The sequence below is a fragment of the Magnetospirillum aberrantis SpK genome (assembly GCF_011022235.1).
Classification (GTDB): domain Bacteria; phylum Pseudomonadota; class Alphaproteobacteria; order Rhodospirillales; family Magnetospirillaceae; genus Magnetospirillum; species Magnetospirillum aberrantis.
The window spans coordinates 56,021-81,253 of record NZ_JAAIYP010000033.1; the positions used below are offsets into that span (position 1 = coordinate 56,021).

At 64.4% G+C, this 25,233-nt stretch carries 22 protein-coding genes; 6 read left to right on the forward strand and 16 right to left on the reverse strand.

From position 1 onward, the window contains the following. Positions 1–22: 22 nt before the first annotated feature. Positions 23–922: a LysR family transcriptional regulator gene (locus G4223_RS06195; protein ID WP_163676586.1), complete on the reverse strand. Its 900-nt coding sequence runs from the start codon at positions 920–922 to the stop codon at positions 23–25. A 111-nt stretch (positions 923–1,033) separates the two neighbouring features. On the opposite strand from G4223_RS06195, the gene G4223_RS06200 reads away from it, so the two are divergent. Continuing rightward, positions 1,034–1,792, forward strand: coding sequence for an SDR family NAD(P)-dependent oxidoreductase (locus G4223_RS06200; protein ID WP_163676589.1), 759 nt, complete (start codon positions 1,034–1,036; stop codon positions 1,790–1,792). A 27-nt stretch (positions 1,793–1,819) separates the two neighbouring features. Here G4223_RS06200 and G4223_RS06205 read toward each other — a convergent pair whose 3' ends face one another. The 9 genes from G4223_RS06205 to G4223_RS06245 all read right to left on the reverse strand — a co-directional run bounded on the left by G4223_RS06205 (position 1,820) and on the right by G4223_RS06245 (position 13,749). Continuing rightward, positions 1,820–2,329 carry an acyl-CoA synthetase gene (locus G4223_RS06205; protein WP_163676592.1) on the reverse strand — a complete coding sequence of 170 codons (510 nt, stop codon included), beginning with the start codon at positions 2,327–2,329 and terminating at the stop codon, positions 1,820–1,822. Between the two features lie 3 nt (positions 2,330–2,332). Next, entirely contained in the window at positions 2,333–4,378 is a 2,046-nt protein-coding gene (locus G4223_RS06210; RefSeq protein ID WP_163676595.1) for a serine/threonine-protein kinase, read from the reverse strand. Between the two features lie 133 nt (positions 4,379–4,511). Next, positions 4,512–5,801 carry an adenylosuccinate synthase gene (locus tag G4223_RS06215; protein WP_163676598.1) on the reverse strand — a complete coding sequence of 430 codons (1,290 nt, stop codon included), beginning with the start codon at positions 5,799–5,801 and terminating at the stop codon, positions 4,512–4,514. Positions 5,802–5,817: 16 nt separating this feature from the next. Then, positions 5,818–6,948 (reverse strand): ATP phosphoribosyltransferase regulatory subunit, encoded by a 1,131-nt coding sequence (locus G4223_RS06220; protein WP_163676601.1) that lies wholly within the window; start codon positions 6,946–6,948, stop codon positions 5,818–5,820. A 139-nt stretch (positions 6,949–7,087) separates the two neighbouring features. Next, positions 7,088–8,473: a methyl-accepting chemotaxis protein gene (locus G4223_RS06225; RefSeq protein ID WP_163676604.1), complete on the reverse strand. Its 1,386-nt coding sequence runs from the start codon at positions 8,471–8,473 to the stop codon at positions 7,088–7,090. A gap of 187 nt (positions 8,474–8,660) precedes the next feature. Then, positions 8,661–10,061: an NAD(P)(+) transhydrogenase (Re/Si-specific) subunit beta gene (locus G4223_RS06230; RefSeq protein ID WP_163676606.1), complete on the reverse strand. Its 1,401-nt coding sequence runs from the start codon at positions 10,059–10,061 to the stop codon at positions 8,661–8,663. A 12-nt stretch (positions 10,062–10,073) separates the two neighbouring features. Beyond that, the gene (locus G4223_RS06235; protein ID WP_163676608.1) at positions 10,074–10,475 is read right to left on the reverse strand and encodes a proton-translocating transhydrogenase family protein; all 402 of its coding nucleotides are present in this window, start codon (positions 10,473–10,475) and stop codon (positions 10,074–10,076) included. A 12-nt stretch (positions 10,476–10,487) separates the two neighbouring features. Next, positions 10,488–11,615: a Re/Si-specific NAD(P)(+) transhydrogenase subunit alpha gene (locus tag G4223_RS06240; protein WP_163676611.1), complete on the reverse strand. Its 1,128-nt coding sequence runs from the start codon at positions 11,613–11,615 to the stop codon at positions 10,488–10,490. A 358-nt stretch (positions 11,616–11,973) separates the two neighbouring features. Continuing rightward, a complete protein-coding gene (locus G4223_RS06245) occupies positions 11,974–13,749 on the reverse strand; it encodes a M3 family oligoendopeptidase (RefSeq protein WP_163676614.1) in 1,776 nt (591 codons plus the stop codon). Between the two features lie 123 nt (positions 13,750–13,872). Between G4223_RS06245 and G4223_RS06250 the strand changes: the two genes are divergently transcribed. Continuing rightward, complete coding sequence (locus G4223_RS06250) at positions 13,873–15,660, forward strand: AMP-dependent synthetase/ligase (RefSeq protein WP_163676617.1); 1,788 nt, start codon at positions 13,873–13,875, stop codon at positions 15,658–15,660. Here the strand turns inward: G4223_RS06250 and G4223_RS06255 are convergent, their stop codons facing one another. Then, positions 15,661–16,416, reverse strand: a complete 756-nt coding sequence (locus tag G4223_RS06255) for a sulfite exporter TauE/SafE family protein (RefSeq protein ID WP_163676620.1) — start codon at positions 16,414–16,416, stop codon at positions 15,661–15,663. Between G4223_RS06255 and G4223_RS06260 the strand changes: the two genes are divergently transcribed. Continuing rightward, positions 16,393–17,391, forward strand: coding sequence for a LysR family transcriptional regulator (locus G4223_RS06260; protein WP_241003987.1), 999 nt, complete (start codon positions 16,393–16,395; stop codon positions 17,389–17,391). The genes G4223_RS06255 and G4223_RS06260 overlap by 24 nt on opposite strands. A 13-nt stretch (positions 17,392–17,404) precedes the next feature. On the opposite strand, the gene G4223_RS06265 is transcribed toward G4223_RS06260, so the two are convergent. Further along, positions 17,405–17,584 (reverse strand): hypothetical protein, encoded by a 180-nt coding sequence (locus G4223_RS06265; RefSeq protein WP_163676624.1) that lies wholly within the window; start codon positions 17,582–17,584, stop codon positions 17,405–17,407. Between the two features lie 81 nt (positions 17,585–17,665). After that, on the reverse strand, positions 17,666–17,863 hold the full coding sequence (locus G4223_RS06270; protein ID WP_163676627.1) for a hypothetical protein: 198 nt from the start codon (positions 17,861–17,863) through the stop codon (positions 17,666–17,668). Between the two features lie 351 nt (positions 17,864–18,214). Between G4223_RS06270 and G4223_RS06275 the strand changes: the two genes are divergently transcribed. The 3 genes from G4223_RS06275 to G4223_RS06285 are packed head-to-tail and all read left to right on the forward strand — an operon-like array spanning position 18,215 to position 22,292. Continuing rightward, positions 18,215–20,146: a hypothetical protein gene (locus G4223_RS06275; protein WP_163676630.1), complete on the forward strand. Its 1,932-nt coding sequence runs from the start codon at positions 18,215–18,217 to the stop codon at positions 20,144–20,146. Further along, a complete protein-coding gene (locus G4223_RS06280) occupies positions 20,143–21,297 on the forward strand; it encodes a DegT/DnrJ/EryC1/StrS family aminotransferase (RefSeq protein ID WP_163676633.1) in 1,155 nt (384 codons plus the stop codon). Before G4223_RS06275 ends, G4223_RS06280 begins: the two co-directional genes overlap by 4 nt. Next, positions 21,294–22,292 carry an NAD-dependent epimerase/dehydratase family protein gene (locus G4223_RS06285; protein ID WP_163676636.1) on the forward strand — a complete coding sequence of 333 codons (999 nt, stop codon included), beginning with the start codon at positions 21,294–21,296 and terminating at the stop codon, positions 22,290–22,292. Before G4223_RS06280 ends, G4223_RS06285 begins: the two co-directional genes overlap by 4 nt. Here G4223_RS06285 and G4223_RS06290 read toward each other — a convergent pair. The 3 genes from G4223_RS06290 to G4223_RS20355 form a co-directional block, all read right to left on the reverse strand. Further along, a complete protein-coding gene (locus G4223_RS06290; RefSeq protein WP_163676639.1) occupies positions 22,208–23,227 on the reverse strand; it encodes a glycosyltransferase family 2 protein in 1,020 nt (339 codons plus the stop codon). The two genes, G4223_RS06285 and G4223_RS06290, sit on opposite strands and share 85 nt — an antisense overlap. Position 23,228: 1 nt before the next feature. Beyond that, positions 23,229–24,110, reverse strand: coding sequence for a methionyl-tRNA formyltransferase (locus G4223_RS06295; RefSeq protein ID WP_163676642.1), 882 nt, complete (start codon positions 24,108–24,110; stop codon positions 23,229–23,231). Positions 24,111–24,183: 73 nt separating this feature from the next. Continuing rightward, positions 24,184–25,230 (reverse strand): GNAT family N-acetyltransferase, encoded by a 1,047-nt coding sequence (locus tag G4223_RS20355; RefSeq protein WP_163676645.1) that lies wholly within the window; start codon positions 25,228–25,230, stop codon positions 24,184–24,186. Positions 25,231–25,233: the final 3 nt, after the last annotated feature.

Consider the following 25,233-nt stretch of genomic DNA (forward strand, 5'->3'; position numbering starts at 1 on the left):
ACCGGGGCTTTTTCGTTTGAACTCAACGCAGGTGGGGACGCAGGACGTCCGCCAGCCAATCCATGAAAATCCTGGTGCGTTTGGGCAGATGGCGGCGACCGGCATACATCAGCACCACCGGCATGGGCGCCGCGCGGCAAGCCGGCAGCACCTCGACCAGCCGGCCGGCCGTCAAATGCGGCAACAACGACACCTCCGGCGCCTGGATGATGCCAAGCCCGGCGATACAGGCCGCTTCATAGGTCTGGGAATTGTTGACCGTCAGCAATCCCCCCACCGGCACCATGCGCACGCCGTCCTCGGACGCGATCTCGAAACCGTCCGGGCGCCGCCCCAGCACCGAGGCGTAATAAACCAGCCGATGGCCGCGTAAATCGTCGGGGTCAGTCGGTATGCCGTGGGTCGCCACATAGGATGGACTGGCGCAATTGATCTGGGACAGCACCCCCAGATGCCGGACCATCAGGCCGGAATCCGCTGTTCCGCCCACCCGCAGCACGCAATCGTAGCCTTCGCGCACCAGATCGACCAAGCGGTCGGTGCTGCCCAGTTCCACTTCCAAACGGGGATGGGCGGCCAGGAATTCCGGCAAGCGGGGAACAACCAGCGCGGTCGCCAGCCCAAGCGGCAAATCCACCCGCAAGCGGCCGGAAATTTCGCTGCCGCCATGCTGGAACATGGTTTGGATCTCGTCCAGATCGGCCAACAGGTCGCGGCCGCGTTCATAGAACACCATGCCGTCATGAGTCAGGCTGACCTTGCGGGTGGTCCGCTGCAACAGACGAACCCCCAGCCGCGATTCCAGCCCTTGCACCGCCTCGGATACCGTCGAGCGGGGCAACCCCAGAGTGTCGGCCGCCTGGGTGAAACTGTTCAGTTCCGCCACCCTCAGGAAGATGCGGATCGCCTCGGCACGGTCCATGCGGCACCCATCTGTTCGATTTTTCCGAACAATTTAGTCGCCGATGACTGATTTATCCAGACATCCCCCTCCCCTACCGTGTTTTCCAACATTCCATCGGGAGAGAGAGACATGAAAGACAAGATCGCCATCATCACCGGCGGCAGCCGGGGCTTGGGACGCAACGCGGCGCTGCACCTGACCCGTCGCGGCGTGGGGGTGGTCCTCACCTATCGCAGCGGCAGGGACGAAGCCCAATCCGTGGTCGCCGAGATCGCGGCCGGTGGCGGCAAGGCGGTGGCCCTGGAACTGTCGGTGGGCGACACCAAAAGCTATCCCGCCTTTATCGGAACGCTCGCCGCGACATTACAGGAAACCTGGGGCCGTGGTGACTTTGACTTTCTGGTCAACAACGCCGGCATCGGCATCTCCACCGCCTTTTCCGACACCAGTGAAGAGCAGTTCGACCAATTGCTGGACGTCCATTTCCGGGGGATGTTCTTCCTGACCCAACATTTGTTGCCGTTGCTGGCCAATGGCGGGCGCATTCTTAACGTGTCCACCGGACTGGCCCGCTTCACCCTGCCCGGCTTTGCCGCCTACGCGGCCATGAAGGGCGCGGTCGAGGTGCTGACCCGTTACCTGGCCAAGGAACTGGGGCCGCGCCGCATCACCGTCAACGTGCTGGCCCCCGGCGCCATCGAAACGGATTTCGGCGGCGCCGTGGTCCGCGACAACGCCGAAATCAACGGGTTCCTGGCGGCCCAGACGGCGTTGGGTCGGGTCGGCTTGCCCGACGACATCGGTGGAGTGGTCGCCGCGCTGTTAAGTGACGAAAGCGGCTGGATCAACGGCCAACGGATCGAGGCGTCCGGCGGCATGTTCCTGTAGAGGACAGGCCGGCGGGGGACGACGAGGTCAGGCGGCGTTCTTCTTGGTGACTTCGTCCCCCCACTCCTCGACCAGACGCTTTTGCGCGGCCTTGAGCGCCGCCACCCGGCGGTCGGTGGTGAACGCCAGCCACGACGCCACCATGGGCGGCATGCTGAGATACATCAGCCAGCCGATGCCCGAAGCGCCATAGGCCCACAACAGAACGTTGGCTTCGGACAACAGGTTGAACGCCTCGTCCAGCGTGTGGACGCCGAACCACAGGTCGAACAGGTACTTGATCACCCCGGCGAAGTTCAGGCCACCCACGCACAGCCAGGCGTATTTGTTCGTCCCTTTCTCGCTGGCCCAGGCGGCCAGGGTCGGCAACATGGTGAAGAACAACAGCGTCACCGTGGGCAGCGAGAACGGCACCAGCGCGGCCAGGACCATCAGCACGACGGCCTTGTTCATGCCGCCGCCACCGCCGCCGCCTTTCTTCGCCTTGGCCGCCGCCTGAGCCTGGGCCAGAGCCACCGCAGATGGTTTTTTCGCCATGCCCTACCACACCTTCAGAATGACCACGATGGTCGTGGTGATCAGCGCGATCAAGATACCGGTGACCGCCGCCGTCTGCTTGCCGATGCGGGTCGCTTCCTTGTCGCGGTCTTCCTCGTTGCCCTGAATGCGTTTGACCTCGTCGTCCGCGGCTTGGTATTGGGCCTGGGCCCAGGCGAAGTCGTTCTCGTCCTTGTCGCGTTCGCCGGGATTTTCCAAAAGGTTGTAGATTTCCACCACCGACCCGCGCCGCACCAGCTTGGCCAGTTCCTTTTCCAGCTCCTTGCGCTTGTCGCGTGAATGATAGGCCGCCACCGCCGGCGCCGCCAGCGCGCCGATCCAGGCGGCCAGCGCCGTCAATTGTTCCGGCCCCAAACGATATTGGAACACCGCGAACAGGTTCAACAGCGCCATGAACGCCTTTCCCTGGTCGGGATCGCTCAGTTGCGTCAGGTTGCGGTCGATGTCGGAGCGGGCCCGCGCCCCCATGAAAGCCGCGATATGGCGGTCCACCGGCCATTGCTTGGACACGCCCTGCTTTCCGGCGGTGGCGTTCAAGGCCGGCAACAGCTCCTTGAGCTCGGTGATGTATTCCTCGCCGATCAGCGGGCTCTGGCAGGGAAGCGCGTCGTTCATCTCGTACAGACAGCGTTCCAGCCCGAACCCCAACCCGGTCTGGGTCATGTAATTCTTGAGTTCGCGGAAGTTGCCTTCCATCAGCGAATTGTCGGGGGAATAGAACTTGCGCGCCTCGAACCACAGACGCGGCACCTCGCGCAAGATGACCTCGACCACCAGCCTTGTGTCGCTTTTTTGCGCCATCACCGCGGCCAACGCCGTGCCGACGCCGTCGGGCATGGCGTTGAACCCCTTGTAGCGGATGGGGGCCGCAGGGTCCAACAGCATCAGGACCTTGCACAGCAACTGGTCGGTGGCGATACGCCGCTCGCCGCCGCCGTTCAGGACCACCCGCACCATCTCGGCCACCGCCTGGGCGCGCTCCTTGTCCTCGACGGCACGGCGCAACCATAATTCCAGCTTGCCTTCCAGCACCGGCGGAATGGCGGCGTCCCAATTACGGGCCATGGCGGCGGCCAGTTCACGGCAATGGAAATATTCCTTGCCGTTGAAGGGGAACCCGCGTGCCGCGCGTTTTTCGTGGCGCGGCTGAAGTGGGCTGAGGCGCCGTCCCGACAGCCACAGATCCAGCCCCTCGACATCCCAGCGTTGTTCCGCGTCGTCACACAACAGGCCACGCAGCAATTCGACGAAAGCCAACGGCAGACGTTCGTCACCAACCAGGACGTTATAGCTGCCCTGTTGCATCTTCATGCGCAAGATGGTGTCGTCGTCCATGTGGGCGACCGGATTGCGCCCCAGCAACAGGAATACCAAGGTGACGCCCAGCGAATACAGGTCGTCGGAATAAGTTCCCGACCCGCGCGCCACGTTGTTGGCCATGCCCGATTCGATGGTTTCGAACAACAGCGGCTGGTCGAAACCCGGCGGCGAGCTGACGCAGTCGCCAAGCGCGATGCGTTCGCCCGCCTCGTCCATGAAAAACAGGTTGGTGGTGCGGATGGAACGGTGGGTAATGCCGCGCGACGTCAGTTCGCGGATGGCCGCGACCAAAGGTTCGACCACCTTGGGCGTCATGGCGTATTCGTCGATGCGCCGACATTCCGAACGCATGTTGGTCATCAGACGTTTGCCGACGGGACGTTCGTAAATCACCGTCATGCACTGGCGCCCGATGGGCGGCCAATTCATCGGCCCCCATTCCACCATCTGCATCAGGCCGCCGCTTTGCATGCCCTTGATGGCGCGCATGACGTTGACCCGCACCGGCAGATCGGGGCGACAGATCAGGGCGAACAACGCCCGCTTGGGATCGCGCTTGTCCTCGGCCACGAAGGCTTCGGCATTGGGCGTGGACAGGTCGGGCAGCGGCTGATTGGAACGAATGAGATAGCGTTCCCGCAACACGCCGGGCGGACCGGCGGCGGCTTGCGCCTCTTGTTGTTCCATTGCCCCTGCGGCTTCCGCCATTCTCGCGTCCGTTCGCTGATGCGCCGTTTCTTGGCCTTGCTCCCTTTGTACGAGGCAAGGGCTGTGGGCTCAAGCGCCAATGCGAAGGGCCGGTCCCCGAGGGAACCGGCCCTTTTGCCACATCATCCGCCGATCACGACGCGAAGGGATCGTGGACCAGGATGGTGTCGTCGCGCTCGGGGCTGGTCGACAACAGCGCCACCGGCGCCTCGATCAGTTCTTCGATACGACGCACATATTTGATGGCGGTGGCCGGCAACTCGACCCAGGAGCGCGCACCGCGGGTGGATTCCTTCCAACCCTCGATGGTCTCGTAGATGGGCTCGACCTCGGCCTGGGCGGCTTGGCTGGCCGGCAGGTGGTGGATGACCTCACCCTTGTACTTGTAGCCGGTGCAGATCTTGAGTTCGTCGAAACCGTCGAGCACGTCCAGCTTGGTCAGCGCGATGCCGTCGATGCCGCCGACCTTGACCGCCTGACGCACCAACACCGCGTCGAACCATCCGCAACGGCGGCGACGGCCGGTGACGGTGCCGAACTCGTGACCACGGTCGCCGATCAGGTGGCCGATATCGTTGTCCAGCTCGGTCGGGAACGGACCGGCGCCGACACGGGTGGTGTAGGCCTTGCAGATACCCAGGACGTAACCCACCTGACCGGGGCCGACGCCCGAACCGGTGCCGGCATTGCCCGACACGGTCGACGACGAGGTCACGAAGGGATAGGTGCCGTGGTCGACGTCGAGCATGGCGCCCTGGGCGCCCTCGAACAGGACACGCTTGCGGGTATGACGGATTTCGTCCAAACGCTGCCACACCACGTCGGCGAAGGGCAGGATCTTGGGGGCGACGTCCTTGATCTGCTTCAGCATCTCGGCACCGTCCACCGGCGCGGCCCCCAGGCCGGCCAAAAGCGCGTTGTGGTGCTTGAGCAGCTTTTCCACCTTGGCTTCCAAAAGCGCTTCGTCGGCCAGATCGCAAACGCGGATGGCGCGACGGCCGACCCGGTCCTCATAGGCCGGGCCGATGCCGCGTCCGGTGGTGCCGATCTTGGCGGCGCCCGAAGCCTCCTCGCGCGCGCGGTCCAGATGACCGTGCACCGGCAGGATCAGGCAGGCGTTCTCGGCGATCTTGAGCACGTCGGGGGTGATGTTCAAGCCCTGGGCCTGAACCCGCTCGATCTCGGCCAGAAGCGCCCAGGGATCGACCACCACGCCGTTGCCGATGATGGAAAGCTTGCCGCGCACCACGCCCGACGGCAGCAGCGACAGCTTGTAGGTGACACCGTTGATCACCAGGGTGTGGCCGGCATTGTGACCGCCCTGGAAGCGCACGACCACGTCGGCCCGCTCGCTCAGCCAGTCGACGACCTTGCCCTTGCCCTCGTCACCCCACTGGGCGCCGACCACCGCAACATTCGCCATCTTCAAGGTCCCTTATTCAAACGTTCTTGACGCCATCGGCCGCCAGCACATGGCCGCAGCCCATCCGTTTCGCCTCGGCCGACCAGTCATCGGCCGTTTCCAATGCCGCCACGGTGATCCACCCTTGGGCACGCAACGCCTGGGCCCAGGCCCGAGGCGTGCCGGTGGGAATCAGGATGCGCCGGGGCGGATTGGCCGCCGGCAGCACGGCCAACACCGTGTCCATGAACAACGTGGCGCCGGTGGCGGGTTCCACGCCGCCGGCCAGATACCGTCCCCCCCGCCCCAGTTCGCTCGACAGGTTGCGGCCGAACAGGGTGAAGGCGATACCGGTATGATATTCGAAACCGCGGTTTTCCACCGGGTCCACCGTCAGCGTCAGCTCGGGCGCCGCTTCCCGGATCAGCGCCACCACCTGGGCCAGACGGTCGCGCACGGCCGCCGCCGCCGGCGGCAATTCCAGCGCGGCAAGAATCGGCAGCGCCCGTTCGGCCGGCCCCACCGCCGACAACAACGCGGACAGGACCGGCGCGGCGGCACCGCCCTGCGCCGCGACACCGGCGGCGTCCTTGTGGTCAAGGCTGCCGCGCAGGGATTCCTCGGCCGACAGCTTGAGCTCGGCCAGAAGCGTGGGAACCAGACTTGGCAGCGACAGGTCGATGGACACGCCGGCGACCCCCAGCTCGGCCAGAGCCTCGGCCGCCAGGACGGCCACCTCGGCGTCGGCGGCGGCGGAATCGGGACCGATCAGCTCTAGGCCGGCCTGGCCGAACTGACGTTCCGGCCGCAATTGCGACCCCTTCACCAGCAACACCTGACCGGCATAGGACAGGCGCAACGGACGCGCCGCGCCGGCCAGACGGGTGACGGCGATGCGGGCCACCTGCGGCGTCATGTCGGCGCGCACACCCATCATTTTCTGACTGTGCGGGTCCATGACGCGGAAGCATTGCGACGCGGAGGCGGACCCGACGCCGGCCAGCAAGGTTTCCTCGAACTCGATCAGCGGCGGCTTGACCCGTTCGTAACCTTGCGCGGAAAAATGCGCCATAAGCCGCGAAACCACGTTGGCTTCGTGTTCGGCGTCGAGGGGAAGGATGTCGCGCAGGCCCGCGGGAAGCAGCGCCCGGTTGGCAAGTTCATTCATGCGAAGACGTCTGGACCGTGTCAGGGTTTCCCGCCGAAGCGGCGGAACGGAAACAGCCCGGTTTATCGCTTTTGCCTCGGATGGGCAAACGGAATGTGCTGGGCGGTCGTGGCTTTGTGACTCTGTCGGGCGCCACCGCCTAGAAACGGCCGCGCTCGCCCAGCGCCTCAAGGGCGTCGATCACCCCCTTGGAAGCCACGCCGGCCTTGGCGACGCACTCCACCGCCCCGGCCAGATCGCCGGCGCGATAAAGCTTGGCCGCCTCGATGCCATGCATGTGCACCAGACGATGGGGTTCCTCCATGGCCTTGAAGGCGGGATGGTCGAGGATGGAGCGGTCGGTGAGCGTCGCGCACCATTTGCCCAACCGGCACGAGGTGTGGTCGGACAGTTCCGCCGGATTAAGGCTGGCACGGCCCACCAGCATGTCGGCCAGCCGCTTGCGCCAGATCATGTGATCGGATTTGGCGATATGGATGGTGACGTCGGGAATGTCCAGCTTGGCCATGTCCCCCAGGACGTCGGCGATGCGGTTGCACGAATCGTCCATGACGTCGGCGACGCGGGCGATGGCGGCGACGTTGCGGGTCGACATCTTGGCGATGACCGACACCCCCTCGGCCACCTCGGACGAAGCCGAAGTCTGTTGGGTCAGGATGGCGGCGATCTCGCCCATCTTCTGGGTGACCTGGGCCACCTGATCTGCCACGTGCCGCATGGTGCCGCCGGTGGACAGCACCACGTCCTGGCCTTTCTCCACGGCGCGTGCACCGTCTTCCATGCTGCGCACGATCGAGCCCATTTCCTGGCGCAAATGTTCGATGCGGCCGCGAATGTCCTCGGTGGCCTTGGCCGTCTGGTTGGCCAGACCCTTGACCTCGTGCGCCACCACGGCGAAGCCCTTGCCGGCCTCACCGGCGCGGGCCGCCTCGATGGTGGCGTTCAGCGCCAGAAGATTGGTCTGTTTGGCGATGGCTTCGATCTGGTTGACGATGCCGCCGATCTGGGCCGACGCCTGGGCCAGCGCCTCGACCTTGGTCATGGCATCCTGAACGGCGATGGCAATGGTGGACATGCTGGAAACCGCCTGATCGGCGGCTTTCTGTCCGGCCTGCGCCGCCTCGAAGGCACCACGGGCGTCGGCGGCGGCGGCATTGGAGTTGCCGGAAATCTCGCTGACACTTTGCACCAATTGCTCGGACGCGGCGGCGATGGTCTGGCTGCGGCGGTCGACCTCGCCGATGTCGCGCATCATGGTCGCGGTCTCGGTCACCGCCTCGTTGATGTTGACCGACATGGCGACGTTCTGTTTCAGCAGCCCCAGGGACCGCCCCTCAAGCTGAACGGCCATTTCCTTGAGCTTGTGGGTCAGCCGGCACTTGCCGTCGGGAACCGCGTGATAGCGCCCGTCCAGGATCATGTCGACCATCTGCTCGAGGAAGGCGACCTGTTCCGCCGCCATGCTGTCCTCAGGGCAAATTTCCCCCTCGTTCACGTCACGCAGCCGCGCGGTGCCCGTCGCCATCCCGTTCTCCTCTCTTGGCCGCCCCTCTCCCGTGGAGCGTTCTCCCTACATCAAGGGTATTAGCACTTCAGAGTAGGCAAAAACAACCCGACATAGGTCAACCCACCCCACGCCCCTCTCCTGGTCACGACAAAAAAAGGGCGGAGCCGAAGGCCCCGCCCAGGTAAGGGACGCGTTTGGACGGATATCAGCCCAGCGCCCCGACGATTTCTTCAGTGACCTTTTTCGCGTCGCCAAACAGCATCATGGTGTTGGGACGGAAGAACAGTTCGTTGTCGACGCCGGCATAGCCCGACGCCATCGACCGCTTGATGAACAACACCGTCTTGGCCTTTTCCACGTCCAGGATGGGCATGCCGAAGATCGGGCTGGCCGGGTCGGTCTTGGCCGCCGGGTTGGTGACGTCGTTGGCGCCGATCACGAAAGCCACGTCGGCGGTGCCGAATTCGTGGTTGATCTCTTCCAGTTCGAACACCTCGTCATAGGGCACGTTGGCTTCGGCCAACAGCACGTTCATGTGACCGGGCATGCGGCCCGCCACCGGATGGATGGCGTAACGCACGTCCACGCCTTCCTTCTTCAGCATGTCGGCCATTTCACGGAGCGCGTGCTGAGCCTGGGCCACCGCCATGCCATAGCCCGGCACGATGATGACCTTGGACGAGTTCTTCATGATGAAGGCGGCGTCGTCGGCCGAACCGGCCTTGACCGCCTTGTCGCCACCGGCGCCGCCCGGACCGGCCGCCGCCGAGGTCTCGCCGCCGAAACCGCCCAGGATGACGTTGAAGATCGAACGGTTCATGCCCTTGCACATGATATAGGACAGGATCGCACCCGACGACCCCACCAGGGCGCCGACGATGATCAGCAGCGGATTGTGCAAGGTGAAGCCGATACCGGCCGCCGCCCAACCCGAATAAGAGTTGAGCATGGACACCACCACCGGCATGTCGGCGCCGCCGATCGGCAGGATCAGCAGGAAGCCAAGCGCCAGGGCGATGACGGTGACGGCCACGAACAAGGTGACGGAATCGCCCCCCATGGAGAACATGGCGATCAGCACCACCATCAGGATGCCAAGGCCGGCATTCAGCGGGTGTTGCAGCGGGAACACCAGCGGCTTGCCCGACACCAGACCCTGAAGCTTGCCGAACGCCACCAGCGACCCGGTGAAGGTGATGGCGCCGATGGCCACGCCCAGGCTCATCTCGATCTTCGAGGCGATCTTGATGGCTCCATCGGGTCCAACGATGCCATAGGCCTCGGGCGCGGCCAGGGCGGCACCGGCCACGAACACCGCGGCCAGACCGACCAGAGAGTGAAAGGCCGCCACCAGCTGCGGCAACGCCGTCATCTGGATCTTCTTGGCCACCACGTAACCGATGCCGCCGCCGATGGCGATGCCGGCCGGGATCAACAGGTAGGAGGTATGCGGCGAGATCACCGTGGTCAGGATGGCGATGGCCATGCCGGCCATGCCCCAGCGGTTGCCGCCTTGCGAGGTTTCCGGGCTGGACAGCCCGCGCAGCGCCATGATCATGCAGACCGCGGCGACCAGATACGCGAATTGCGTGAGATTTTCAGACATGTCGCCGTCCCCTTATTTCTGCTTCTTCTTGAACATGGACAGCATGCGCTGGGTGACCAGGAAGCCGCCGAAGATGTTGATCGAGGCCAAGATCACGGCGAAGAAGCCCAGAAGCTTGGAAGCGAACACGTCGGTCGAGGCGGCGATCAGGGCGCCGACGATGATGACCGACGACACCGCGTTGGTCACCGCCATCAAAGGCGAATGCAAGGCCGGTGTCACCCGCCACACCACGTAATAGCCGACAAAGCAGGCCAGCACGAAAACGGTGAACAGGCTCATGAAGCCCATGCCGTGTTCGGTGCCGCCGGTCATCTGTGTGGCCTGTTGCGCCAGCAGCGCGGCCTTGGCGGCCATGGCCTGGGCGTCGGTCGCAAGACTTGCGGCGGCGTCGACGATATCCTTGGGATCCATAGCGTTCTCTCCTTAGCCGGCCAGCGCGGGATGGACGATCTGGCCGTCGCGGGTCACACAGGAGCCCTTGAGGATTTCGTCTTCCCAATTGAACGTCAGCGTCTTGCTTTCCTTGTCCACCAGCGGGCTGATGAAGTTCAGCAAATTCTTGGCGAACAGGTTCGAGGCGTCGACGGCCAGACGCGCCGGCACGTTGCCGTGGCCGACCAGGGTCACGCCGTGCTTGACCACCACACGGTCGAATTCGGATAGCGGGCAATTGCCGCCGGCTTCCACCGCCAGATCGACGATGACCGAACCGGGACGCATGCCCTTGACCATGTCCTCGGTGATCAGGACGGGCGCGGGCTTGCCGGGAATCAGCGCGGTGCAGATGGCGATGTCGGTCTTGGTCAGCACCTCGGCGATCTTGGCCGCCTGCTTCTTCTTGTAGTCCTCGCTCATTTCCTTGGCGTAGCCGCCCTTGGTCTCGGCGTCCTTGGTGGCCTCGGGGTCCACCTCGACGAACTTGCCGCCCAGGGATTCCACCTGTTCCTTGACGGCGGGGCGCACGTCGAAGGCGTGGACCACGCCGCCCAGGCGCTTGGCGGTGGCGATGGCCTGAAGACCGGCGACACCGGCGCCCAGCACCAGGAAGCGCGCGGGCGCCACGGTGCCGGCGGCGGTCATCATCATCGGCACGGCGCGTTTGAATTCATGCACCGCGTCCAGCACCGCCTTGTAACCGGCAAGGTTGGCCTGGGACGACAGGATGTCCATGCTTTGCGCGCGGGTGATGCGCGGGACCAGCTCCATGGCGAAGGCGGTCACCTTGCGCTCGGCCAGCTTCTGGACCATGTCCTTGTTGGTCAGCGCCGACAGGCTGGAAATCAGCACGCCGCCTTCCTTGAGCTGGGCGATCTCCTCGTCGGTGGGACGCTGGACCTTCAGCACCACGTCGGCCCCCAACACCGTCGCCGCATCGGCGGCGATGGAGGCGCCGGCTTCCTGATAGACGGAATCGGCGATGGAGGCGCCGTCGCCGGCACCGGTTTCCACCACCACCTCGAATCCCATCTGGACGTACTTCTTCACCGTGTCGGGCGAGGCGGCGACACGCGCCTCGCCGGCGCGACGCTCCTTCGGTATGGCAATCTTCATTATCTTATCCCCTACTCGAGAGACGGGTTGCCTTCGTTGATCGACAGTCGGGCGGAGGGCCGCCCATGTGGGGTGCGAAGAGTAATTTTACAACCCCAAACCCCATTCTACCTATCGCTTTGTTTCGTCATTTCGGCATGGCTCACCCTGTCCGGGCGCTGTTGTGCAGCGCACCAGCCTCCCCGATACACCAGTTCCGGGGCCGAGGCGAGGGGATCGTGCGGACTATGCCATACGGGTAGTTGACAAGGACTGAAATATGCCCGCCCCAAGGGGTAGGCACGCTCTCCATGGGGGTGGGCGGTTCCCCCACCCTGCCCGCCGGACAAGGCGGGCAGAGAGAGAAGCCCCCCTTCCCTCACATGGCCTCAAGCTCGTCGATGAAGCCCAGAACCACATCCAAACCCTTGCGCCAGAACTCCGGGTCCGAAGCGTCGAGACCAAAGGGCGCCAACAATTCCTTGTGGCGATGAACGCCGCCGGACCGCAGCATGTCCAGATACTTGACCGGGAAATCCGGGACCGTTCCCGCGCGATACACCGAATACAGCGAATTCACCAGACAATCGCCGAAAGCGTAGGCGTAAACGTAGAATGGCGAATGGACGAAGTGGGGGATGTAGGTCCAGAACCACTTGTATTCGTCGTCGAAGCGCAGGGCCGGACCCAGGGAATCGGTCTGCACCGACATCCACAATTCGGCGATGCGTTCCGCCGGCAATTCGCCGCGTCGGCGTTCATCGTGCACCAGGCTTTCGAACTGGTAAAAGGCGATCTGGCGAACCACTGTGTTCAGCATGTCCTCGACCTTGCCGGCCAGCAGCGCCTTGCGCCGCACCGGGTCGGTTTCCGCCGCCAGCATGGACTGGAAGGTCAGCATCTCGCCGAACACCGAGGCGGTCTCGGCCAGGGTCAGCGGCGTGTCGGCCATCAGCCCGCCCTGGACACCGGCCAACACCTGATGCACGCCGTGCCCCAATTCGTGGGCCAGGGTCATGACGTCGCGGGTCTTGCCCTGGAAGTTGACCAGCAGATAGGGATGCACGGTGGTCACCGTGGGATGGGCGAAGGCGCCGGGGCTCTTGCCCGGCCGTACCGGGGCGTCGATCCAGTTGTTGTCGAAGAAGCGCTTGCCCACCACCGCCATGTCGGGACTGAAGGCGCCATAGGCGCCCAGCACGCTGTCGCGCGCCTGATCCCAATTGAAGGTGCGGTCGGCATCGGTCGGCAACGGCGCGTTGCGGTCCCAGTAATCCAGCCGTTCGACGCCGAACCACTTGGCCTTGAGCTTGTAATAGCGATGACTGAGCTGGCTGTAGCAGCCCCTGACCGCCGCCGCCAGCGCGTCCACCACCTCGTCCTCGACCTGGTTGGACAGGTTGCGGAAGGATTGCGGGCGCGGATATTTCCGCCATTTATCGTCGATTTCCTTGGATTTCGCCAAGGTATTGGTGATCAGCGAGAACAAGGGCGCGTTCTCGCCCAACACCTTGCCCAGGCTTTGCGCCGCCGCCTTGCGGGTGGCCGGATCGCGGTCGCTCATCAGGTGCAGCGCCTCGGCCGAGGTCAGCACCTTGTCGCCCATGGGAAAACGCAGCCGCGCCATGGTCTCGTCGAACAGACGGCTCCAGGCGCCGTGGGTCACCGACTGGTCATGCAGCAATTGCTCGAGTTCGTCGGACAATTGGTGCGGCCGGAACATGCGCACGTCGCGCAGCCACGGCGCATAGCGCTTGGCCTTGGGCGAGCTCAGCTTGGCCGCCAGCACGTCGTCGTCAAGGCGGTTCAGTTCCAAGGTGAAGAACAAGGTGTGGCTGGAAATCAACGTCACCCGTTCCTGGATACCCTGATAAAAGCGGCCGCGCTCGGGGTCTGTCTGGTCGCCGGCATAAAGCAGTTGGGCATACGAGGCGGCACGGTACATCACTTCGCCGATGCGTTCGTATTCGGCGATGGCGGCGGCGAAGGTGTCGCCGTCCAACTCGGCCAGCTTGCCGGCATAGGTCCGGTTGAAAGCGCCGGCCGCCGTTTCGGCGGCCATCAGATCATTTTCCAGTTCCGGGGAATCAGGGGCGGGATAAAGGTCGGACAAATCCCATTCAGGAAGGATTCCAAGGTTTTCGGTAACGGTCATTCAGTGACTCCTTGTCCGGAACGGGATATGGGTATGTGCATCAGCACGTCCAAGAACGCGCATCTATCAAAAGGCGCTTTGATCGGCTAATCAAGGGCCCGAGAGAAGTTCGGGGGAGGAAGTATGTCCGTTGATTCCACCGTTTGCCAGAACGTCACCGACCTGTTCCTGACGCAGGCCGAGACCAAGGGCGAAGCCCCGTTCCTGTGGGCCAAGCATGACGGCGCCTGGTTGCCCAAGTCGTGGGCCGAAACGCGGGCCGACGTGTTGGACCTGGCGGCCGGCTTGCGGGCCTTGGGACTGGCGACCGGCGACCGCGTCATGGTGGTGTCGGAAAACCGCCCGGAATGGGCCATCGCCGATTTGGCGGTGATGGCGGCGGGCGGCATCACCGTTCCCGCCTATACCACCAACACGCCATCGGACCATCTGCACATCCTCAACAATTCCGGGGCGCGCTTCGTCGTCACCTCGACCCGCGCGCTGACCGAAAAGGTCATGGCCGCCGCGTGGCAGGCCGACACGCCGCCCACCGTGATCGCCATCACTCCGCCCGAGGTCAAGCAATCGAGCGGCGGCGGCCTGATCTCGTGGGACGACACCTTGCGGCTGGGCCGCACCGCGCCGCCCGAGACCCAGCAACCCGTCACCCCCGCCCGCGGCGACGCGGCCTGCATCATCTACACCTCGGGCACCGGCGGCGCCCCGCGCGGCGTCATGCTGTCGCACGGCGCGCTTTTGTCCAACGCCAAGGGCGCCATGCGGCTGGTGGACAGCATCACCGACGGCGACGACGTGTTCCTGTCGTTCCTACCGCTGTCGCATGCCTACGAACACACCGCCGGACTGATCCTGCCGATCCTGATCGGCGCCCAGATCTATTACGCCGAAAGCATCGAGGCGCTGGTGCCCAACATGGCCGAGGCGCGCCCCACCATCATGACCGCCGTGCCGCGCTTCTATGAGATGATGCGGGTGCGCATCTTGCACAATTTGCGCCGCCAGGGCGCGCTCAAGCGCAAGATGTTCGAGATGACGGTGGCCTTGGGCACCAAGCGCTACCATCAGGGCCGGCTGGGTCCGCTGGAATCGCTGGCCGACATGGTCCTGGAACGGTTGGTGCGGTCCAAGGTCCGCGACCGCTTCGGCGGCCGGCTGGTGGCCATGGTGTCGGGCGGTGCGCCCCTGGCCTTCGACGTCGGCGTGTTCTTCACCGCGCTGGGCGTCCGCATCCTGCAAGGCTATGGCCAGACCGAGGCGGCGCCGGTGATCTGCGCCAACCATCCGCGCAAGATCAAGATCGACACGGTCGGCCCGGCGCTGGACGGGGTCGAGGTCCGCATCGCCGCCGATGGCGAGATTCTGGTGCGCGGCGAAAACGTCATGCTGGGCTATTGGAACGACCCGGCCTCGACCGCCGCCGTGCTGCGCGACGGCTGGCTGCATACCGGCGACATCGGCGAGTTGGACGAAGACGGCTATCTCAAGATCACCGACCGCAAAAAGGATATCATCGTCAATTCCGGCGGCGACAACGTCTCGCCCCAGCGGGTCGAAGGCTTCCTGACCCTGGCGCCCGAAATCGCCCAGGCCATGGCCCATGGCGACCGCCGGCCGCATCTGGTGGCGCTGGTGGTGCCCGACGCCGAATGGGCCGCGGGCTGGGCACGCGACAACGGCAAGCCGGCCGAACTGACGCAACTGGTGGCCGACGCGGATTTCCGCCACGCCATGCAACAGGCGGTGGACCGCGTCAACAAGGGGCTGTCGACCATCGAGAAGGTCCGCAAGGTGGTGGTCGCCGCCGAAGGCTTCACCACCGACAACGGCATGTTGACCCCCACCATGAAAATCCGCCGCCACATCATCCGCAAGACCTATGGCGAGCAGTTGGAGGCGCTTTACGGCTGATCAGGCGGTCAGCAAAAGATGCCCCCCCAACGCCAGCAAACCCACGAAGAAACAGAGACGAAACGCGCGGTTGCCGACACGGCCGCGCAGCCACTGCCCTAACGCCATTCCCAGCAGTGCCGGCAACAACGCCAGGGCCGACGCCCCCAGAACCGGCACCGACAATACGCCGCTGTCGGCCAAGCCAAACGCCAGCGCCACGGTGGAAACGGTGAAGGACAGGCCCAGCGCCTGAACCAGTTCGTCCTTGGTCATGCCCAAGGCCTGAAGATAGGGAACCGCCGGCACCACGAAAACGCCGGTCGCCAACGTCACCACCCCTGTCGCCATCCCCACCGGCAAGGCCAGCACCCGCCCCCACCGCCCGGACAGCACGAACGACCACGCCCCCAGCCCCAGGCCGGCATAGATGGCCAACGCCAATCCCAGGCCGTGCCGGGCGTCGGCCGCGGATATTCCGTCCAACAGACCGGCACCGCCCCAGGTGCCAAGGCAGATGCCGACCAACAGCGGCCACAGCCGGCCGACCGCACCCGACAGACCGGGACCGGCCGCCAATTGCCACAGATTGGTGACAAGCGACGGCAGAACCATCAGGGCGGCGGCCTGGGCCGGGGGCATCATCACCCCCAGCAAGGCCATGGCGACCGTGGGCAGGCCCAGGCCGATCACTCCCTTGACCAGACCGGCAAGGACGAAGACGGCGGCGATCCCCGCCAGAACGGGCATGCCATGCGAGAGAAGCTGCGTTTCCATGCCCTCACCATGCCGCCTCTGGCCTTGGCCGAAAATCTGGGATTTACTGAGACAGCCTTCGCCATAACCGAAGCCATGGACGGAAAAATGCGCTTCGACCTTACAGACCTTCGCCTTTTCCTGAACATCATCGAGACCGGCAGCATCACCGCCGGTGCCGAACGCTCCGCCTTGGCCCTGGCCTCGGCCAGCGCCCGTATCCAGGGAATGGAAGAAATCCTGGGCACCCCCCTGTTGACCCGAGGCCGCCGCGGCGTTACGCCAACACCGGCCGGCCTGACCCTGTCACACCACGCCCGCGTGGTGCTGGGCCAGATGGAGCGCATGCGCGGCGAGTTGGGGCGTTATGCCCAGGGCCTCAAGGGGCATGTCCGGCTGGCCTGCAACACCTCGGCGTTAAGCGAATACCTGCCGGAAATCCTGGCACGCTTCCTGGCGGACCATCCCCATGTGGACGTGGAGTTAGAGGAGCACCTGAGCCATCGGGTGGTGCAGGCGGTGGCCGAAGGCGTGGTCGACCTGGGGATCGCCGCCAATTCCGTTAGCTTCGACGGTTTGCAGACGCGGCCGTTCCGCCGCGACCCGCTGGTGGTGGTGACCGCCTGCGGCCATCCTTTGGCGGCGGGGGGCGGTTCGCTGCTGCTGACCGACACCCTTGACCAGCCGTTCATCGGCCTGGACGACGGCAGCGCGCTACAGGATTTCCTGGCGGGACACGCCGCGCGCAGCGGCAAACGGATTTCCTATCGGGCCCGCATGCGCGGTTTCGACGCCATCTGCCGCATGGTGGAACAGGGCGTCGGCGTCGCGATCATCCCGGAAGTGGCGGCCCGACGCTGTCAGGTCACGATGAAGGTGGCGGTGCGGAGCCTGGCCGATGCCTGGGCGTGCCGACGGCTCGATCTGTGCGCGCGGGATTTCGGCGCGCTTCCAGAACATGCACGCCGACTTGCCGACGCCTTGCAGGTTCCCTGATATTCGCAACCACTCAGTGCCGCTTTTCCTGCAACCGCACCAGAACCAAGTCCATGGTTTCACGAATCGCCGGATATTCAGCCCGGATGTCGGCGGCCAGACGGCGCGCTGCTTCGCGGTCAAACTCTTGGCCGTCCATTTCCGCAACCAACAGGCCGGTCAGGGCGTCGATCTTTGCAAAGTCGAAATCCATCGCACCCTCCTACGCCCCCGTCCAGATCATCCCTCTTGCCGATGGCTCATGACAATCGGGCGAAGTCCCGAGGCTACCTGTTTAGCAAGCGATTACGGAAACACCATTGCTTCCGTCGGAAGAAAGCGGTGCCAGGGCCGCCGCCTCGTCGCCGTCGGAATGTTCGTCGCGATGGTGTGAAACCTTGAGGAGGGTACGGACAGGTCTGATCCCGGCATGCAGGATCTCGTCACGTAAAAGGATGCTGGACCAGGAAGTCGCCTTGCCGCGCAGAAACATCTTCGGTCCTCCATATCCAGAGCACACCAGGATACAAAGCAAAAACCATACCAGTTGCCGCGGCGCAGCAATCCTCGGCGGGCACCTCCAAAGGGCCACCCGCATTGCCCGTCTTGCATTCAGGGCGACCAGAATTTAAGCAGTCGAACCAAGCCCCGGCGAGAGCTCGCCCATTGCCACCGGCGAGGTGACGACATTCCGGGGGCCTCGACTTCCCAGGTTGAGATCGCTGGACCTTGGCATACCGAGAGAATACAAGAAACGTCCTGAGGCCCAGGGCACGCCCCGATCTTCGGGCTCTGACAGCCTGAGGGGCACATCACGGAAGAGTACAGTTCGGGCGGAAATTGAATGATCGCACTTGATTATCTGCTGCTTCAGCAACCGCAGTGGGACACGGCCGCGATGCTGGTCCTTTATGCGGCCCTGAGTCTGGGATTCGGGCGTCTTGCCGGCCGCGTTTCCATCGCAGAGGCCCTTGCGGTGGGATTCCTGGTGGTGGCCGGGGCCGCCGATCTGGCCATGTACACGAGTCGGGCGCTCAACCTGCCGATCAACCTGTTCCTTCTGCTCGCGTTGACCATGGCGACAACCATCGCCTGGCTGTTGCGCCGGCTGCTGCCCACATCGACCCGTTGGCGGTTCGACCCGATCTTTTTCGCGATGGTCGCCCTCCCGCTGCTCGCGGTGTGGATCGTTTCGATCGTCATGCCCGATCCCTCGGCGGGCCTGTCGTCGCATCACGGCTGGATTCCGCTATACGCCAAGGGATCGTTCGAGGCCGGACGGCTGCTGCGTGTCGAGGACATGCAGTTCGGCCAAGGCTACATGACGAGCATCTTCTATATCGGCGACCTCAACGGCCTGACCCTGCTTGCGGGGGCATTCACCACCGAAAGCTTTTATCCGGCGTATTTCGCGGGCGGTATCCTTGCCGGAATGTCCAGCATCCTCATCCTCGCCCATGCCTTACGCGACCACCGCATAGCCCTGGTTGCCTTCTGCCTGCTGACCCTGGCGTTCCTGCGCGTCGATGGCTTCTACCGTCTGGTACTGGCAAGCAATTGGGGCGACAAAATGCAGTTCCTGGTCGGCGCGACCATGTGCTTTTACATGGTACGCGGCGGGCGCCTGCGCACCGCAGCCCTGGCGGCGGCGACCATCTCCACGTTCGTCGCTTTCCCGAGACCCTATGGCGGCCCCGAGAGCCTGATGGTCGTCGGCCTTGCGGCGGCGGCAGCGTGGTTCGTCGATCATGACCGCAAACCGGGTCCCTGGCTGATCGTCCTGGCCCTGCTGGCCGTGTTCTCGCTGCGCGAAGTGTGGTGCATCTTGGTGCCCCCCAGCCCCTATTATCCCGGCAGCACCCAGCTTGCGACGGCGCGCAGCCTGTTTACCCGCAGCGACATGCTGAATGACCTAGGTCTGCTGACCGATAACCGCCTGGGCTTTCCGCAAGCGATCCGGGGAGCATGGGTTCTGGCCTTCGCCGCCCTGGCGCTGATGACGTTGCGCCGCCGCCACGCCCGCATTCGGGCCCTGATCGCCGGGGCTGCCCCCCTGGCGCTGTTCTTGCCGCCCATCGCTCTCGAAGTGGTGACGGGCTATCGCACTGGAGACACCTACAGCAAGGTGTTCATTCTCGCACTGTTCGTCCAGTCCTGGTATCCCTGCTTGGTGATCAGCCGCCTCGTGCCGGCCCGGATCGCCCTGGAACGCTGGCAGCGCGGTGCTGCCCTGGCCGTCGGCCTTGCCGTGTTCGCGGCCGGAAGCTGGGCGGGAAGCCGGTGGTTCGCCACCCATCCCTTTGTCGGTGAAGGTGCGACTGACTATTTCGAGCACGTCTTCGCGTCTTATCGCGGCAACAATGCCGATTACGTCATGGCCCGCGCGTTGAAGAAAAACCTGGGAGACGACCTTTCCCGCGTAGCCGAGCGTCCCATCGTTTATTTCTACTATGAACCAGGCCTCGCCATCCGCCATTTCATCGGCGGCGATTTCATGACCGACTGGGATTTCTACAGCGACCCGATGGAACGTCTTGCGCAAGATTCCGCCTCGCTTGGCGAATTGGTCGCCAAGCTGGGCTATCCCAGCCTGTATTTCCCCTACGGTGACGGGATGTACTCCGGCTACCGCCCATTCGTCGTGAACAAGTTCAAGGCGGAACTCGCCGATCTACAAGGCCAGCCATGGGTGGAAGCGATCTTACGATCCGACATGAATCCGCCTGGAACCTTCGTCCTGACCAGAAATCCCAACGACGCGGGCGCCAGCCAATGATACCGATTGCCCGTCCAGTCGTCGGCGAGGAAGAGGCCGCCGCCGCGCGCGAAGCCATCCTGTCCGGCTGGTTGACGCAAGGGCCCCAGGTGGCGGCCTTCGAAGAGGAGTTCGGCCGGCTGACCGGCGCTCCCCACGCCTGTGCGGTCTCAAGCTGCACGACAGCGCTGCATTTGGTGCTGGTGGCGCTGGGGATCGGCCCCGGAGACGAGGTGATCACGGCCAGCCATTCCTTCATCGCCACGGCAAACGCTATCCGCTACACCGGGGCTCAGCCGGTTTTCGTCGATATCGAGCCATCGACCTTCAACCTTTCTCCGCCCCTGGTCGACGCGGCGGTGACCCCACGGACCAAGGCCATCATCGCCGTCCATCAGATGGGGATGCCCTGCGACCTGCGAGCCCTGGTCCCCATCTCCGAAACACGAGGCCTCCATCTGATCGAGGATGCCGCTTGCGCCATTGGCAGCGAAATCCTCGACCCCGAGGGGTGGCGGCCCATCGGCGCGCCCCATGGCGTCGCCGCCTGCTTCTCGTTCCACCCGCGCAAGGTCATCACCACCGGGGACGGGGGCATGATCACTACTGCGGATGAAGACCTCGATGCCCGGCTGCGGTTGCTGCGGCAGCACGGAATGAGCGTGCCCGATCGGGCACGCCATGATGCCCGCACGGTGATCTTCGAATCCTATGAGGAACTGGGGTTCAATTATCGCATGACCGATGTCCAGGCCGCCATCGGCCGCTGCCAATTGCACCGTCTGCCCGCGATTTTGGCGGAACGCCGCCGCCAGGCCGAAACCTATGGCCGGTTGCTGGCGGACATTCCGGGCTTGAGAGCGCCGATGGCGCCGGCCTGGGCTCGACCCAACTGGCAGAGCTATTGCGTGCGCCTGCCCCCTGGCGCCGACCAGATGACGGTCATGCAGGCCATGCTGGATGACGGAGTGGCGACCCGCCGCGGAATCATGAACATTCATCGTGAACCGGCCTATGCCGGCACGCCCCTGCCCCATCCCCTGGTGGAATCGGAAGCAGCCCAGGACCACGGCATCTTGTTGCCACTTTTCCCCGGTCTGTCCGACGACGAGCAGCTTCACGTGGTCCGTGCGCTGGTCAAGGCTTGCGCCGTTACGAAGGAAAATCGATGACACGCATTCTGGTCACCGGCGGCGCCGGTTTCATCGGTAGCCATTTGGTCGACCACTTGGTGGCCAAGGGGCACCGGGTCACGGTTCTCGATGACTTGTCCACCGGCAAGATGGAACACCTGGAGGATGCCCGCCGTAACGGCGACGTCAGGCTGGTGCGGGGGTCGGTACTAGACGCAGCGGCGCTTTCGCAGGCCATGACGGAATGCTGCGTCGTCTTCCATCTGGCGGTGCAATGCGTCCGCCGGTCGCTGGGCAACCCCATGGAAAGCCACGAGGTGAACGCTACCGGGACGTTGATGACACTCGAGGCTGCGCGCAAGCACAGGGTCACGCGCTTCATCTATTGCTCGTCGTCCGAGGTCTACGGCAACGCTTCGACGGGCCTGCTGTCGGAACGGGCAACCGTGTGCGCCCCCACCACCGTCTACGGAGCCGCCAAGCTGGCGGGGGAAAACTATGCCCTCGCCTACTGGCGCACCTACGGAATGCCGACAGTGGTGGTCAGGCCGTTCAACGCCTATGGTCCACGGGAACACGATCAAGGGGATCTGGCCGAGGTCATTCCCCGCTTCGTGATCCGGGTGCGGAACGGCAAGGCCCCGGTGATCTTCGGCGACGGATCGGCCGGCCGGGATTTCACCTACGTCACCGAAACCGCTCGTGGCCTCGCCATGGCGGCGGCATGCGACGCGCTGATCGGACGCGAGGTCAACATCGCGTTCGGCAGGATGGTCTCGATCCGCGAGGTCGCCCAGGCCGTGTGCCGTCTTTGCCAGCGCCCCGATCTACAGCCGGTGAATGCCGCCCCCCGCCCCGGCGATGTCAACGCCCTGCATGCCGACACGAGCCTTGCGCGGGACTTGCTGCGATTCACCGCCGAAATCGGGTTCGAACAGGGGCTGGAGCGTTATGTCGACTGGTTTTCAACCAGATATCCAGATCCGTCCGGTTTGCTGGAGGACAAGCTCGAGAATTGGGTCATGCCCGGCTGATCGGGAGACGTGAACCCCAGGGCGGTGTCGACGATGTAGCGCGGCCGCTTGCGGGTTTCGTCGAGCCCGCGCCAAACGTATTCCCCCAACACGCCCAGCATGCACATCTGGACGCCGCTGACGATCAGCAAGGCCACCATCAGCGACGTCCAGCCTGGCACGTCGATTCCATCCGCCATCCAGCGAATGACCACGATTGCGGCATAGGCCATGCCAAGGATGGCCGTAAGGACGCCGACCAGGGACATCGCCCGGATCGGCACGTAGCTGTAGCCGGTGAAGAAGTCGAGGGCGAATTTGAGCTTTTTGCCCAGCGTCCACTTACTGACGCCTGATTGACGCGCCTTGCGGTCGATCGGCACATAATCCATCTGGAATCCGGCCGTCGACAGGAAACCGTCAAGGGTCAGGTTGCGTTCGGTGTAGGAACGCAGAACCTTGAGCGCCTTCGGCCCCAGCAGCATCATCGAACTGCCCGACGGCGGCAGGTTTCGGCTGACCATCAGGCGAGCCAACGCGAAAAAAACCGCGGAAAACAGCTTGCTGGACCAGGAATCCTCGCGACTGGCCCGCACAGCCCAAACCACTTGGACCTCTCCGACGCAGCGCGCCAACAGGGTGGACACCAACTCGGGCGGATCCTGAAGATCGCAGGCAAGGAACACCGCGTAATCGCCACTACAGGCGTCCATCCCCGCACGCACCGCCATGTGCGCCCCCACATTGCTGACCAGCTTGAGAACCTTGACGCCGGGATGTTCCACCGCCAGCCGGCTCAGGTGGGAAAAGCTGTCATCACGGCTGCCGTCATCAACGAAGATGATCTCGGTTTCCCAGTCGGAAAGGTCGCGTCTCAGGCACTCGGACACCTTGGCATGGGCCTCGTGGACCGCATCGCCCTCGTTGAACACGGGAATCACGACGGATAGCTTCATCTTAGGGCCTGTTGCCAATCGGGGGATCAAGATCAATCAGTTCCACCAGCCGCCCGTCCCCACACGCCACCATCGCCCTTTCGCCTCCCTCGGCGACCGAGACCAAGGTGGCCGGGAGTGTCGGTTGTGAAGGTTGGGAGATCAGGCGGCTGCGCGCCACCCTGCGGACCATGCCATCCAGCATGACGGAAGCCAGGGGCCACGGCGCCATGGCGCGAACCCGGCAATGTACCTTGGCCGCGTCCCACCGTAGATCCAGCACGGCGTCGCCCTCACTCCGCTTGGCCTGCCAACTGGCAAGGTTCGGATCCTGCGGCACGCCCCGGAAGTTCCCGATGGCGACACGTTCGGCGAAGGCGGCGACCCCCGCCGGCACCAGCGACGTGGTAATCCGTTCGAGAACGTCGCCGGCGGTATCGTCAGCACCGATTGCGACCCGGCCCTGCCACAGGATGTCGCCGGTGTCGAAGCCCTGTTCCAGGCGGTGAAGAGTCAGGCCGGTCTCGGTCTCGCCGTTGGCGATGCACCACTCCACCGGCGTAGCACCACGATAGGCCGGCAGAAGCGAAGGATGAAGATTGGCCGCACCCGCAGCCGCCGTTTCGAAGAGAGATCGAGGAATGCGCCGATGATAGCCGCCGACCAGGATCGCGTCGGGCGCCAAGGCGGCAACATGGGATTCCAACGCCTGACCGCCCGCCTCATCGGTGGTCCAGGGCAAGCCATGCCTGTCGGCGATGGCGTGGGGCATCAGATGGGATTTGGGACCATATCCGGCCCTTGTCACCACCAGACGGACATCCAGCGCACCATGGCCGAGAATTTCGGTTAGCACCGTGCCGCCAAACGTGTTGATCGCGAAGAGAACAATGCCGGCAGCCATGGAACCTGGATCGTCAACCGAAGCGGCGGCATTCTAGACCACATGCCTTGACCGTGCCATCCGCTATGTTTGGTCAAAGCCTGTCGAAGGGATAAACGAAATAGCCGGGAAAGGCCTGGGAAAGGCCCAGCCGGCCAAGCTCGACGAAGCGGGCCGGCGGACGCCGCGTGAGGATACGGATGCAATAGGACTTTTCGCACGCGTTCCAGCGTTGCTTGAACCGATAGACCCCTCCTTCGCGTGATGGCGAGCTTTCCCAATTCCAGAACGTCTTGCCATTGGTGCGGGCATCAGCGACGGCACGGTCGATCAGCAGCGCCCCCGGCTGCAACGCTCGCGCTTCGGCCAGGGTGCAGGGCATGTAGTAGCTGACACAGCGCGGCCCCCACAGCACCATCAATCCGGCGACCATCCTGTCATCGTGCATGGCGAAGTACAGGCGCACCGGCCCCTCGGGGTGCGCATGGCGCGCAAGTGCCTCAAGGGCCGCGAACGGCTTGAGGGGGATGCCGGCCTCGGCGCAATTGGTTTCGTAAAGGCGGAAGAATTCGCGCAAGTGGTCAGGGTCAGCTTCCTCGACGACGGTCACCCCCAGGCTTTCCGCTCTGCGGATGTCATAGCGCAGGCTTTTCGACCAGGGAGTCCCGTCCAGCGTCGTGACCTGCGAGAACCGCTCGACCGTGATGCGGTCCTCCATGGCCGCCACTGTCTCGGCACCGTTCCGGTCCTCAAGCGGGCCGCAGATAGTCAAGGCGAGCGGGTCGGGAAGTTCATCCAGCATGGCGACCGCCGCCCGGATCAGGGCGGGAACCGCCCAGCCGGCTTCGCCGGCCGCACAAAGAACGCCGCCATTCGGCCCGAAAAAAGGAAGCGAGCAGAGAACGCTGCCAGCAGCGGCGGTGCGGCGAAAAGCCGGCAGAACCGCCTTCAGACAACCGTCGCGCCAAGCCCCCAGGCTGGCGGGGACGCCCACGTCGATCGCGACCAACATGTCTCGATAGAACGGGTAATGATATGCGAGAACCGCCAGCGGCTCCCTTTCACCCAATTCGTCGAGAAAGGCGCCGAGAACGCCGTCATCGGTGGCCGATAGCGGCCGGACGACCACATCGCCGGTCACCCA